The organism is Micromonospora matsumotoense (assembly GCF_900091525.1).
Lineage (GTDB): Bacteria > Actinomycetota > Actinomycetes > Mycobacteriales > Micromonosporaceae > Micromonospora > Micromonospora matsumotoensis.
On sequence record NZ_FMCU01000001.1, the window covers coordinates 22,811 to 36,045 of the forward strand.

The window sequence follows — 13,235 nt, forward strand, 5'->3', positions numbered from 1 at the left end:
AGGGTGTACAGCGACAGGAACTACGTTTTCACGACGACGGTGCGGCATCAGGGTGCGACGGTGGCGTTCGCGATGGACGACTCCGGGCGCATCTACTACAACGTGTTGAACCTCGATCTGGGTAACCGTGAGCGGGGCGAGATCGACAGTTCGTACTGGAACGACAATCCGCCGTTGCTCACGTTTCCGAGCGAGATCACCGAGGTCGGCTTCGGTGGCGGCGAGACGGTCGGCGTGCCGGCGGTGAAGCTGGGTGGGCGGGCCGAGGTGGCTGTCGGCACGCAGGTGCAGCCTGACCTGGACCCGTTCCTGTCCACGACGGCCCGGCTGGGTGTTCAGGCACCGTTGCAGGTCGTCTCGGACGGCAGGTACCTGTTGCTGTTTCGCCAGTCGGTCGACGAGTCGCACCCGGACGCGTTGTTCCGGCTGACCAGTGGTGGCGCCTCGGGGGACGGGAGCCGAACGGACTACGCCCAGGCTGTCGGGGCCAAGGTGCCGGTGGTGTCCCGTACCGTGCTCTGTGATCGGTTCGTGCAGGTCGGGGCGACGGTCAAGCCGGTGCTCGAGGTGCGTTACCGGCGTAGCCGCAGTGCGACCTCGCCCGCGTCCAGCGGTGACACCCTGGGCACCCGGGATCTGGACGGTAACCCGTTCTACGAGCCCACCCGACAGTTGTCGTTCGTCCGCAACGTCACCGACGGCAAGTTCACGGTCATGCTGCTGCCGACCCAGGTCGACGGGGTATCGCGGTGGCAACTGTTCGCGGTGAACTCGGTGACCGGTCGTATCGACGCGTTCAACGTCGAGCGTGCCGACGACGGGCTGTTCAACCTGGCGGGCACCCAGTTCTACACCAGCCCGGACCCGAGGTACGCCGCGTCGGTGCTCGAGCGCGAGCCCGGGTCGGACCCGTTCACCAAGAGGCCGCTGGTGCCGGTCCCGCTGTCGACCGATCGGGCGGGGACCGCGCTGCGCCTCGACGGCCAGGACGATCACGTCGACCTGGGTATCACGCTGGGCCCTCGGTTGCGGGATGCCTACACCGTAGAAGCGTGGATCAACCCGGCCGTCGCCGGTGGGGTCATCGCGGCCGCCGGGGACGGGGCGCAGGCGGGATCGTTCACGCTACGCATGAATGCCGCCCGGGGACTGGTGTTGACCCATCCCGGCACCGGCAACACGCTCACCTCGCCCGATGCACTGCTGCCGATCGGCCGCTACACCCATGTCGCGGCGGTTTTCGGTGGCGGCACTCCCGCCAAGGGCCGGCTGTACGTCGACGGTGTCGAGGTGGCCAGCGCCACGATGTCGTTCACCTCCGCCTCGTCCTCCGCCGGGGTGGCGACGTACATCGGGGCCCGACGGTCGGGGACCAGCGCGGCCGACTTCTTCCGTGGTGACATCGACGAGGTACGCATCTGGAGTCAGACGCGGACCGCCGCCGACCTGGCCCGGGACTTCCGTCGTCGTCTCGCCGGGGTCGAGCCGGGCCTGCTCGCCTACTACCGCTTCGACGACGGCGCGGGGGCCAGCATCGCGGATCACACCGACAACGGGTTCGACGGCGCCGTCCGAGGTGCTGCGGCGTGGGTGACCTCGGGTGCGCCTGTCGGAGACAGCCCGGGACTGTCCCGGGAGACGTTCAGTTTCGCGGGCCGGTCCCTCGCGGCCGGGGTGGCCGCGGTGCTGTACTTCCAGCAGGAGGAGACCGTCGCCGGTTACGCCGGCCAGCCCAGCCCGACGAAACGGCAGGCGCGGATCCTGCTGGCATGCCCCACGGTCGACGACGCTGCCCCGACCGGCGATCCTCTGCTCGCCACCCTCGATCTCGCGCTGGCCGTCGATGGTCGGCTCGCGCGGCTGCCCCGGTCGGTCGCGCTGTCCACCATCGGACGCCCGGACCCGACCAGGGACATGGACGTGCTCAGCGTGGCCCAGGACGCGGTCACGGCCACCCAGGCGAAGCTGATCATGGACCAGAGTGTCCTCGACCAGGCGGACCAGGCCGTGCGGCAGTATCTCCCGGGGTACCAGTACTGGAGCAACAGGTACGGCAGCTTCGTCAACTCCAACTACTGCTACGACGAAGGGCACTGGATCTCGCCGCTCGACCGGACGCCTCGGGCGAACGAGTTACTGGGGGCGTTGAACTCGGCGGCGTCGCCCTACAACGCGGCCGTGCGGTCCGCGGAGGACGCGAGGGCACAGCTCGCCCGGGACCAGGTGCTGCTGGTGGACCGGCAGGCCGTGCTGTCCGCGCTCAGCGGAGGGCTACAGGGCAGCGACGACGTGACGCTGGCGATGCCGACGGTCGCCGTCGACACCACCGGACTGAGCGTCTTCGGCGCCGTGCTGGCCTTCGCGTGGAGCCAGCACACACCGGTGCTGCTCGACAGCGCGACCGGCGAGGTGGTGCTCTACTTCCGCGGTGTCGACGGGCAGTTCTTCTCCGTCTACTACGACGTCACCGCCTCCCGAGCGGCCAAGCAGATCACGCTTCCCGCCGGCCGGCTGCAACTGACCAGTCGGGACACCGGGGTCGACCTGCCCGAGCTGGGCTTCACCGTCTCGGCCGGCCCGGATGCCACCCGGTGCACGGTGGTGGTGACCCGGACGGCGAACACCACGACCCAGACCGAGACGTTCAACGCGGTGCCTCGGCGTGCCGACCAGTTCGCGGCCGTCCTCAACGGCACCCCGAGCGGGGATCTGCTCGGCACGGTGGCCTCGGTGCAGGCCAGCACCGTGACCCTGGCCGCGCCGCTGGCCACGGCACTGGCCGCGGGCGTGCGGGTCAGCGTGCTCGGGGCGCTCTACCAGCTGCGGGACGCCGCGCCCGCCGCTGCCTCCACCCTCACCCTGACCACGACCCCGGCCACGGTGGCGGCGGGCACGCAGGTACGCGCGGTCCTCTACGACTACGCCTCGGCCACCGCCAGCCGCCCCGGGGCACGCCTGGACCAGGGCTCGCTCATCGTGGCGGTCGACGCCGGTACGGCCACCGACGCCGTACCCAACGGCACGGCCGCCGACGTGGTGGCCGGTCGGGGTAACCGCTGGCGGGGCCACGCCCCCGGGCGGGCGTTCGCCTTCGACGGCGCCAAGCGTCTCTCCCTCCCGGCCGCCCAACGTCCCCGGGCGACGATGGTCGGCGACCTGACTCTGGAGGCCTGGGCCAGCCCGGGCTTCGCCGGCCCGCAGAGCCGCGTCGTGCACGCCAACCTGCCCGGTGCCGCCAGCATCCGCTACACCCTCGGTGTGTCCGGTACGCCCTACCTGTCGGCGCTCGAATGCAACGGAAGCAACGATTACCTCGACTGCGGCACCGGAATCAACCTGACCGGCACGTCCTTCACCGTGGAGTTCTGGGCCAAGCGCCTGGCAAACGGCCGGGACGACTTCATCGTCGGCCTCGGCACCACCGGCGCGACCGACCAGTACCTGCACATCGGGTTCCGCTCCAACAACCTCTTTTCGATGGACTTCTTCAGCGACGGCGTGAACGCTCCTTCCTCTTCCAGTGATCTGAACTGGCACCACTGGGCGTGCGTGTACGACCGGGAGGGCACCAACCGCAACCAGATCATCTACCGGGACGGAGTGGAGGTCGCCCGGCGCACCGCCAACGCGCACTTCACCGGCACCGGCAAACTCCTGCTCGGCCGAATCGCAAACTCCGCCTGGGACTACAAGGCGTACGCCCAGTTCGACGAGGTTCGGATCTGGGGTCGTGCCCGTTCGGCCGATGAGGTGAGGGCGGACAAGGACCGCCGGCTGACCGGGCGGGAGGCAGGGCTGCTCGGGTACTGGAACTTCCCCGGCCGGCGGACCACGGACCTGACCGGGCGGGGCAACAACGCGACGATCGCCGGGAACCCCAAGGTCGTCGGCTCCAATTTCCCCGGATACAGGATCCTCGCCGGGGTGGGCGACCAACTCGTCCGCAGCCGGGACGCCTACCCGGCCGGCCAGTGGGGCCACCTCGCGGCGGTGTTCGACCAGGACTGGGCGCTGCGCTTCGACGGCACCGCCTGGCTGGACGCCGGTCGCGCCGACGCCCTCAACGTGGTCAACGATCTGACGATCGAGGTCTCGCTGCGGCTCGACGCGCTGGGCAACACCCAGGGGCTGGCCTGCAAGGGCGGGCTGGCCGACGGCGCTGGCGGGACCGTGCCGTACCTGTTCTACGTGCAGCCCGACGGGGCGCTGGCCTTCACCTACGAGAACAGGGCGAGCGTCCAGCCGGGCGTCGCCGTCTCCACGACCAGACTCCAGGCAGGCGTGTTCACCCGGGTCGCGGTCACCCGCAAACCCAACCCGAACGACTGGAACACGACGGACATCCGGTTCTACGTCAACGGCGTCGCGGCGGGCACCACCACGCTCACCGGTCCGGCGCCGACGGGCAACGACGGGGCCCTGGAGATCGGCCGCTACCGCAGCGGTCAGACCGGCTACGGGCTGCGCGGTGTGCTCAGCGAGGTACGGCTGTGGAACGTGGCCCGGGAGGCGGCGAAGATCGGCGTGGCGGTCACCGAGAGCACCCCGGGCCTCGTCGCCCAGTGGGCGTTCCCGGAGGACTCTGGGAACACCACCGCCGACATTACCGGCAGCTACACCGGCAGACTGCACAGCGTGAGCTGGGTCAAGACCCCCGACCCGGGCGGCAACCGGTTCCGGCTCTACCAGAACGGTGAGGCGACCCCCGCCGACCCGGTCGCGGCCACGGACACCGCCGTGACCGCCGGCTACGGGCCCGAGCAGTTCACCATCGGCGGCTGCACGAACACCGACGACAGCCTGCGCGACGCCTTCGCCGGCACCCTCGACGAGATCCGGGTGTGGCAGACGGCGCGGACCGGCGAACAGATCCTCGACAACGCCTTCACCCGCCTGCGCGGGGAGTCCGAGGACCTGGTCTGCTACTACCCGTTCGACGCCACCTCCACTGTCGCCGGCGCCCCGGTCCTCGACGCCGGCCCGCGTGGGAACAACCTGGGCACCACCGCCGGTAGAGAGCCCGCCATCGTGCTCTCCACGGCACCCGTCTCCACCGACACCGCCGAGGTCCGCTCGGCGCTGACCGGCATCCGCACCACCTTCCACGAGATGATCGGCGCCGCCCCGGCCGTCGCCGAGTACGCCGACGCCCAACGGGTCCCCTACCGTGGTGTGCAGGGCGTGATGAAACGCTGCTACACCTACCAGCAGGACGGCCGCTGGCACCTGATCACCGGATACAAGGTCGGCAACCTGGTCAGCCAGTGGGTCGGCCAGGCCCAGTTCGACCCGCAGCTCGTCGGCTACATCGAGGGAGCGCCGCCGGTTCCCTCCGAGAACCTGGTCAAGCGTCCGGGCACCGACGACTACGTCGACGCCGCCACGGTCTCGTTCGTCCAGGCCGAGGAGGTCACCAACACGCTGTCGTCCAGCCGGGAGACCAGCATGGACGTCTCGGCGAAGATGAAGTTCTCCTGGGAGGTCTCGTCAGAGAAAATGATGATCCTCGCCCCCCTGGGTGTGGGCGAGGCCGTACCGGCCTTCAAACTCGCCAAGGAGGGCAACCTGGAGTTCGGCCTCGACTTCTCCAACGGCTGGACCAGTGACGCGGAGGTCTCCGAGGGCCACAACACCACCCGTACCAGCACCGTCGCCCTCAGCGGGGCGTGGGAGATCCCGGACCGCCCGCTCAACCCCGCCGTCGGCCAGCGGTGGATCCCGGCCAACACCGGATACGCCCTGGTCCAGTCCGACACCGCGGACATCTTCGCGCTGCGCCTGGAACACACCGGGGCGCTCGTCGCCTACCGGATGATGCCCAATCCCGACATCCCCCGCGACTGGAACATCATCGAGTTCCAGATCAATCCGCTCTACACCAAGCAGGGCACCCTCGACGGGCTCGTCGGCTACGGGCTGTCCGGCCCGTTCGCCGACCCCACCCACTACCCCACGGCGGGCGACGGCGCCGAGTACAGCTACTTCAAGCCCCGCGAGGCCTACGCCCTCAAACGCCGCGTCGAGCGCCAGGCCCAGCAACTCCAGAGCTACTACGACTCGGTGTCCACCGAGACCCACGCCCCGGACCGGACCGCCGAGAAGATCAAGGAGATAACCAGCAGGTCCTCGGCCCGGCGCAACCTGGCCAACACCTACATCTGGACCGCCGGCGGCGGCTTCTTCGCCGAATCCACCGAGACCACCGACGCGGTCACCGAGACCACCGGCGGGTCCTACTCGATCAAGGGCACCGTCGGCGGGGGCGGCATGTTCGAACTCAAGGGCGGCATGGGTGGCGCGAAGATCGGCTTCGAGGCCAGCATCGCGGCCGGCAGCAGCGTCACCCGCACCAGGGCGAAGACGGCCACGAAGACCTTCGGGCTCGACATCGAGTGCACCGGCGGCCGGGACCTGCAGCGCTACACCAACGGCGAGACCCCGGTCTACGACTCCGTGACCAAACAGCCCGTCACCGCCCCCGGCAGGGTCGACGCCTACCGGTTCATGACCTTCTACCTCGACGTCACCAAGGACAACTTCGAGGACTTCTTTGGCAAGGTCGTCGATCCGATCTGGCTCGCCACCTCCCCCCAGGCCGCCGCCCTACGTCAGGCCAACCAGGCTGAGCAGAAACCACCCTGCTGGCGCGTTTTCCACCGGGTCACGTTCGTCAGCCGCCTGCTCGACCCCGCCGCCTCCTCCTCCACCGCCCCGGCGTCCCTGGCCAAGGCCCTGCAACGCGAGGGCTTCAGCAGCATCTACAACCTGATCCAGACCCTCGAACCCGACATCAAGAACGACCCCGCGAACCTTACGAACCTCACCAGCCTGACCGCCGCCACCACCACCGTGCTCACCCAGAAGCTGTACCGGCTCACCCCGTACACCCAAGAGATCATCGTGCACGTCGCCCGCTACCTCGGCATCGACCGGTAACCCCACAACCCCCGGACCGAGGCGACCAACCCGTAAACACCCGAAGCTCCACGGCCCCGGCGCAGCCACCCACTGCGCCGGGGCCGCACCGCTTTCATCGGCGAACCGCCTTTCTGGACTGCTACCAACCAGAATCCGCCGTCAGCACCGCCGATGAGACCGCCACCAGAGCCACACGCAACAGAGAGTCGAGCACGGAACGCTGATTATTCGAGATCCATCGCCCCGGAACGTGCCAGCAGATAAGGCCAGACGTCACCCACAGGTGGTGTCGCCAACCTGTCAGATCAAACAACAACAACTCAACCTCATTGACCGCACACTGTGGGTGGCTACCAGACTGACGCCGTGGGCAGCCTTAGCCCGGCGGGATTCGACTCGGCTGCCTCGTTGAAAGACGTCTCCCAGATGCTGTGCACGGTCGCGTCTGCCTCGACGAGGGCGTTCACCTCAGCGGGCACATCCTTGTCGACGATCTCGCGCGCGAGCAGCTCGGGGTTGAAGAACTCGAGCTTCGCCGAGCTGACCTGCTGGTGCCCGGTTTCCCGGAGCTGCCTGACGAACATCGCGGTCGCCTTTTCGGGCTCGACCTGGACCACTCCGGGTCGAGCCGGTTGCCTGCCCGGCGAGTACGAAGACGAATGCGAAGCCGACGACGACCAGGTCATCAAGCAGTGGACCACCGTCGTGCTCGGCCCGGACGAACTGACCTGGATCATTGCCGCGAGGACGAGCCCGGGCGACGTCGTCGTCTGACAAAGCCCTTCACGAGAAGGTCGGCTGGCTCGAAAACCGCCCGGGCGAAGTGACGGCCCAGATATGTCACGACAGACATCTGATAGAAGGTTGTGAACTAGCAATGACACTGAAACGCTGAGTGAGTTCTGGCCAGGACATCTAATTCCAGCGCGCATGATCGCGAACCCGCAGCGTGCGCTTCTCTCCTGCCCAGATTTGGGGTTCTGCGTGTCCCAGCATCTCCTGCGACGGCTGCTCACCGTAGCCACCGTCGCCGCCACGTTCGGCTTCATGACCGCCACCCCCGCCCTGGCGGCGGCGCCGGCCAACGACGACTTCACCAACGCCGAGGCCCACACGGCGGCCTTCACCGACAACGTCAATATTGACGACGCCACCACGGAAACCGACGAGCCGACCGAAAACTGTGGCGTCGTCGGCAAGACAGTCTGGTACTCACTGACCCTCACCACGTCTTCCGCCGTCACCATCGACACCTACGGCTCGGGTCTCGACACTGTCCTGGGCGTCTATCAAGGCAATGACCTGCCCTATTTGTCGCTACTCGGCTGCAACGACGACTACGACTTCGGCCTGTCACAGGTGACCTTCAACGCGGTGGCCTCCCGCACCTACTGGATCCAGGCCGGCGGCAGCGACAACGGCTACGGCCCCGAGGGCGGCGACCTCCAGGTCAACGTCGCTGTCGTTGCACTGTCGGCGGACCTGTCGGTCTCGGTGTCGGACTCCGCCGACCCGGTCGGGATCGGCGACATCTACGAATACACCATCACGGTGACCAACAACGGCCCCGACCCCGCGTTCGGCCTCGCCGTTCCCATCACCCTGTCCGGCGCGGCCAGGACGCTCCTGACCGCAGCGGGAGGCTGCTCCTACAGTCCGCCCGTCGCCTACTGCAGCAGGTCCACGCTGGCCAGCGGTACTTCCTACAACTTCAACCTCGGCATCAGAGCGGACGCGGTCGGCACGGTCACCGCCACCGCCGTCACGTCGACCAACTCGGTCGACCCGACCAGCGGCAACAACACCGACGCTGAAACCACCACCGTCGGCAACCCCCTGGGCTGCACCATCATCGGCACCGCCGGCAACGACACCCTCAACGGCACCGGCAGCGCGGACGTCATCTGCGGCCTCGGCGGCAACGACACCATCAACGGCGGCAACGGCAACGACACCATCTACGGTGGAGCCGGAGCCGACACCGTCGACGGCGGCAACAACGACGACACCCTCTACGGCGGAGCCGGCGACGACATCATGGGCGGCGGAAACGGCGCCGACTACCTCTACGGCGAAGCCGGCAACGACACCAACTACGGCGAAACCCTCCTCGGATCCCTGCTCTACCTCTTCGACAACGGCAACGACCACATCTACGGCGGACCCGGCAACGACGACCTCGACGGCCAGAACGGCAACGACACCATCACCGACACCGACACCGACGACACCGACACCATGAGTGGCGGCAACGGCAACGACACCATCAACGTCCAAGACGGAGCCGGCGACGACACCGCCAACGGCAACCTCGGCACCGACACCTGCACCACCGACACCGGCGACACCACCAGTAGCTGCTAGGCCCTGTGTCGAAGTCGTTGCCAGGGCTTGAGCTTGTTTGGTGATCTCTGCGTGTTGGAGGTCGAGACGCAGCGAGGTCTCCGGTAGATGGTTCAGCGACCAAGCAGAACCGGAAACCGGAGACCTCGTGGACCACCCTGGCGGTGACGAGGCGGTTCGACCTGACCGAGGTGCAGTGGGCGGCGTTGCAGCCGTTGCTACCTGCGCCGAAGCGGCCGGGTCGACCGTCGTCGTGGAGTAGGCGAACATTGATCGACGGGATCCGGTGGCGGATCCGAGTAGGTGCCCCGTGGCGGGATGGCGCTGTCGCCCGAGGACCAGCGGGGTCTCATACCGTTGTTCTGGTCGAACATCTCGCCGTACGGGCAGGTGAAGCTGAACATGGCGCAGCGGCTCAGCCTGTCGCGCCGACACCACCGCGACCGCAGCCGAGCCGCAAGGGTGAGACGAGGACCGCGTGGACCCGGCCGACGCTGTGACCCACACCGAGGACTTCGCCGCCGGGGCGCCGCGCCGCTGTCGGCCGACCTGGACTCAGCCGCCGACGCCGTCGCGGCCGCCACCTGGGACCAGGCCGCGAATCGCGGCCGGCCGGGTGCGCGACGCCGGCCAGCACCTGCACACCGCCGTGGTGCGCGACGTGCTCGGCGCTGACGTGAACTGGTGGCGGCTGGGAGACCTGCTCGGCCTGCATCCGCAGGCCGCCTACGAGCAGTACGGCCAGCACCGCGAAGGACTGCGCACCCCGGCCGAGCAGCACCCAGAGCTGGCGGTGCTCGTCACGGCCGGCTTGGCCGCCGAGCACACCTGGGGCGACGAGTACGGCATAGACATCGAGGACTTGGGCGCCGAGCATAGCCTGTTCGCCGACCCGACCGTCGCCGCGGCGAGCCAGGCCGCGCAGCTGCTCGGCAACGACGTGTGGATCGCCGTCCGGCTGCCCGGCGCGTACGAAGGCGAGGGCGAGGGCGACGACGACCAGGCCATCAAGCAGTGGACCACCGTCGTGCTCGGCCCGGACGAGCTGACCTGGCTGGCCGAGGCCCTCCAGCTCAACGCTGTCGACGAGGCCGATGACGATCAGTACCCGCTGCTGCCGTGGACCGGCCGGTGTGGGTCCGGACACCGACCGGTGTCCGGGCCCACCCGTTCATCTATGCCGTCGGGTCAGGTGCAGTTGACGATGAGGGCGGTGACGGCGGTGCAGTTCCAGACGACGGTGTTGTTGGCGGTGTTGCTGTCGTTGGCCGGCAGCAGGGTGGCGGTGACGGTGTAGTTGCCGAGGACGAACAGGGAAAGGCTGTATCTGAAGACGAGGAGCCCGCTGTCGTTGGCTGCGATCGAGAAGTTGAGGTCGCAGGAGGCGCTCTCCCCAGCACCGCTTACGCAGTCGTTGTCTTGCTCGGAGGCAAAACCGGAAGGCGACGGGCCAGTGGAATAGGTCAGCGGGGTGGTGGTGGCGGCGGGGCCGTTGTTGACGTAGGTGAAGGAGAAGGTCAGGATCTCGAGGTCGAAGGAGACGCTGTCCTTGGTGATGGCGAGGTCGGCGGTGGCGGGTGTGACGGTGATCAGTGGTCCGGTGGTGGGCCCGTCGGTGGTGGTGTCGGACTTGTAGAACTGGGCCTTCGACGTGAACGTTCCGGCGGTGGTCGCACTGTCGACGGTGAAGGTGACGGTGTAGGAGAACGCCTGGCTGTTGGTCAGGGTGATGTTGCCGATCTTGTACCGGTTGGTGATCTCGGTGCAGGTCGGAGTGCCGGGGGTGCCGCCGCACGATGGGCTGCTGGTGAACGAGGTGAGGCTGCCGGTGGTGCCGCCTTTGCTGGGGGTGGAGGAGAAGACCTCGATGCGGGCGCCGGTGTAGTTGCCATTAGAGGTGCCGGAGATGGTCAGAGTGACCGTGCTCCCGGCCGTGACGGTGGCGGGGCTGGCGGAGAGGTTGAGGACTGGGTGAGCCGAGGCGGGCACGGCGACGGTGAGGACGCCGCCGATCGCGAGGGCGAGTGAGGCGGCGAGTGTTCTGACGCGCATGGCGATCTACCTCGATGCATGGAGGGATGCGAACATCGAAGTGAACCTTGTGTGATCACTCGACCACAAAAGGCAATGAGTGACTGAAGGTGACTGATCGGCTACTTTCGTCCGAGCTTCGAGTAGGACTCTGGACGGTCCAGGTGCTGTTCGAGGGTCAGCCAGTACGAGGCTGGGGGCATTGGCCCAGCTACAGATCTTGAATGGTTAGGTTGGGTCGGGTTCGAGGGTCAGGCCGGTGTGGGCGAGGAAGCTGTCGAGCAGGTCGGTGCGGTACTGGATGCGCTTGAGTCGGTTCTTGTCGATCGCCTTCAGCGGCGCTGGTGGACCACGACGATAGACCAGCGCCGCTGGGATGGGCCGCAGGAGAACGATCATCGCGTAGAGCCTTGTCTGGTCCAAGTGCGCCCATGGCGTCCGAGGCTTTCCGGGCGACCTCGGTGGCGATCCTGCATCTGGCCACAGACAGAACGAGACGGCGACGGCTATGACTAATTTGGTGGCGCGGCGTCATTCAGCGTTAGTTGCGGTGGCCACGTCATTCGCGGTCGCCGGCATGAGCGAAAGGTCTGCGGAGTTCGTCGGGCAGTTCGGATTCCCACTCGCGCCGTTTGCGCCGTCCGAGGCCGGTCGCGGGAGGGACCCTGGCGGCCCGGGAGAGTTCCGCACCGGTGGGGATGCGACCCTTGCCGACCTCGGTGTCCCAGAAGCGTCGCATTGCGTCGACGGCGGACAGGTCGGACTCGCTGTCCGTGTCGTCGTCTTCGTCTAGAAGATCTTCGGTTATGGGGGGAGACTCGGGCTGCCACACCGGACGCTGCGGTCGGCCGGCACCAACTGGGTTCACCCGGTCGGCGCTGGCGTCGTCGTCGCCGTCTTGCGGTGCGATTTCCTGCTCCTGGCTGCGCTCGACCCGGCCCTCAGCTCCGGCGGAGGAGTTGGACGCGAGGTCGTGGCCGTTGACCGACTGTGACACCACCTCGGCGACGGGGATTGTCGGAGTCATCGCGTAAAGGGCGTCGGCAACGGCGTGCGGCTCCGACGTGTCGGTGGATCGCCATGCGTTGAGGTGCGCGACGGCCTCGGGCGTGGTGGCGGTCACGAAGCCGTAGAGGGTCGCCATATACATCTGGATGGCTTCCCGCTCGTCGGCGGCGCCGGGGAAGTCGGCCAGGCCGGTATGCTCGGCAGCCTGCATCGCCTGGCGGATCACCTTGTTGTGGGCGCGGCGTAGCCGCCACGCCGACGCCTTCTTCTTGCTTTGCAGCAGGTGCAGATTGAGCCGGGCTCGGCCGAGGCGGGCACGCCGGCGGGCGCGGTCGACCTCGGTGACGTCGCGGCCTTGGGCTTCGGCGAGCCGGAGCCAGACGAACACCCGCTCCAGGGTGATGGTCCAATTGATCCGGGTGGCGGTGCGGCCCAGTCGGGCGCTGCGCTCGGCGGCCAGGGCGCGTTCCCACATCCAGGCGGCGACCAATGGCGCGGCCAGTCGCAGACAGACTTCGCTGAAGGAGTCGGCGTCGAGCGCGGACAGGCTCGCGGTCAGGAGGGCGAAGACCCATACGGCGGCGCCGTCGACGCCGGTGGAGCCCTTCTCCGGTTCGCGCAGCAGCCGGGCACGGGCGAGCAGGGCGCTGGCGAACAGGGCGATCTCGATGAACCAGAAGAAGGCGTAGCGCAGCGGGGACTCGCCCAGAATGTCGGTGAAGACCTTCCACATGCCCGACGAACTCACGGCCGTCGCGAGTGCCGCCGCGATGACGGTCAGGATGTTGGCCATGAGCAGGGTGGCGCGGTGCGCGGCCATCTTGCGCATCCGGTTCGCGATCAGCAGTAGCATCCCGACTGCGCTCAGGGCAGCGAGGCTGGTAACGAGGGTCTGGTTGTCCTGGTAGAGCGCGGTGAGGTCGTTGAGGTTCACG

The 13,235-nt window shown here is 68.0% G+C and carries 7 protein-coding genes and 1 pseudogene; 5 read left to right on the top strand and 3 right to left on the bottom strand.

Going from position 1 to position 13,235, the window contains the following annotated elements:
- Positions 1-60: 60 nt before the first annotated feature.
- The 5 genes and pseudogenes from GA0070216_RS00115 (at position 61) to GA0070216_RS00135 (ending at position 10,558) form a co-directional block, all read left to right on the top strand.
- On the top strand, positions 61-6,936 hold the full coding sequence (locus GA0070216_RS00115; protein WP_141722985.1) for a laminin G domain-containing protein: 6,876 nt from the start codon (positions 61-63) through the stop codon (positions 6,934-6,936).
- 348 nt (positions 6,937-7,284) lie between these two features.
- Positions 7,285-7,692: a hypothetical protein gene (locus GA0070216_RS33560; RefSeq protein WP_141722986.1), complete on the top strand. Its 408-nt coding sequence runs from the start codon at positions 7,285-7,287 to the stop codon at positions 7,690-7,692.
- A 210-nt stretch (positions 7,693-7,902) separates the two neighbouring features.
- The gene (locus GA0070216_RS00125) at positions 7,903-9,282 is read left to right on the top strand and encodes a calcium-binding protein (protein ID WP_176738773.1); all 1,380 of its coding nucleotides are present in this window, start codon (positions 7,903-7,905) and stop codon (positions 9,280-9,282) included.
- Between the two features lie 143 nt (positions 9,283-9,425).
- Positions 9,426-9,602 (top strand): annotated as a pseudogene (locus GA0070216_RS00130) (transposase); the annotation flags it as partial.
- A gap of 275 nt (positions 9,603-9,877) precedes the next feature.
- Entirely contained in the window at positions 9,878-10,558 is a 681-nt protein-coding gene (locus GA0070216_RS00135; protein WP_141722987.1) for a hypothetical protein, read from the top strand.
- Here the strand turns inward: GA0070216_RS00135 and GA0070216_RS00140 are convergent.
- From GA0070216_RS00140 to GA0070216_RS00150, 3 genes are all read right to left on the bottom strand, one after another.
- The gene (locus GA0070216_RS00140) at positions 10,450-11,313 is read right to left on the bottom strand and encodes a hypothetical protein (RefSeq protein ID WP_091237209.1); all 864 of its coding nucleotides are present in this window, start codon (positions 11,311-11,313) and stop codon (positions 10,450-10,452) included. The genes GA0070216_RS00135 and GA0070216_RS00140 overlap by 109 nt on opposite strands.
- A 207-nt stretch (positions 11,314-11,520) precedes the next feature.
- Positions 11,521-11,691, bottom strand: coding sequence for a hypothetical protein (locus tag GA0070216_RS35175; RefSeq protein WP_245722224.1), 171 nt, complete (start codon positions 11,689-11,691; stop codon positions 11,521-11,523).
- 160 nt (positions 11,692-11,851) lie between these two features.
- Positions 11,852-13,234, bottom strand: a complete 1,383-nt coding sequence (locus tag GA0070216_RS00150; RefSeq protein WP_091237210.1) for a hypothetical protein — start codon at positions 13,232-13,234, stop codon at positions 11,852-11,854.
- Between the last annotated feature and the right edge of the window lies 1 nt (position 13,235).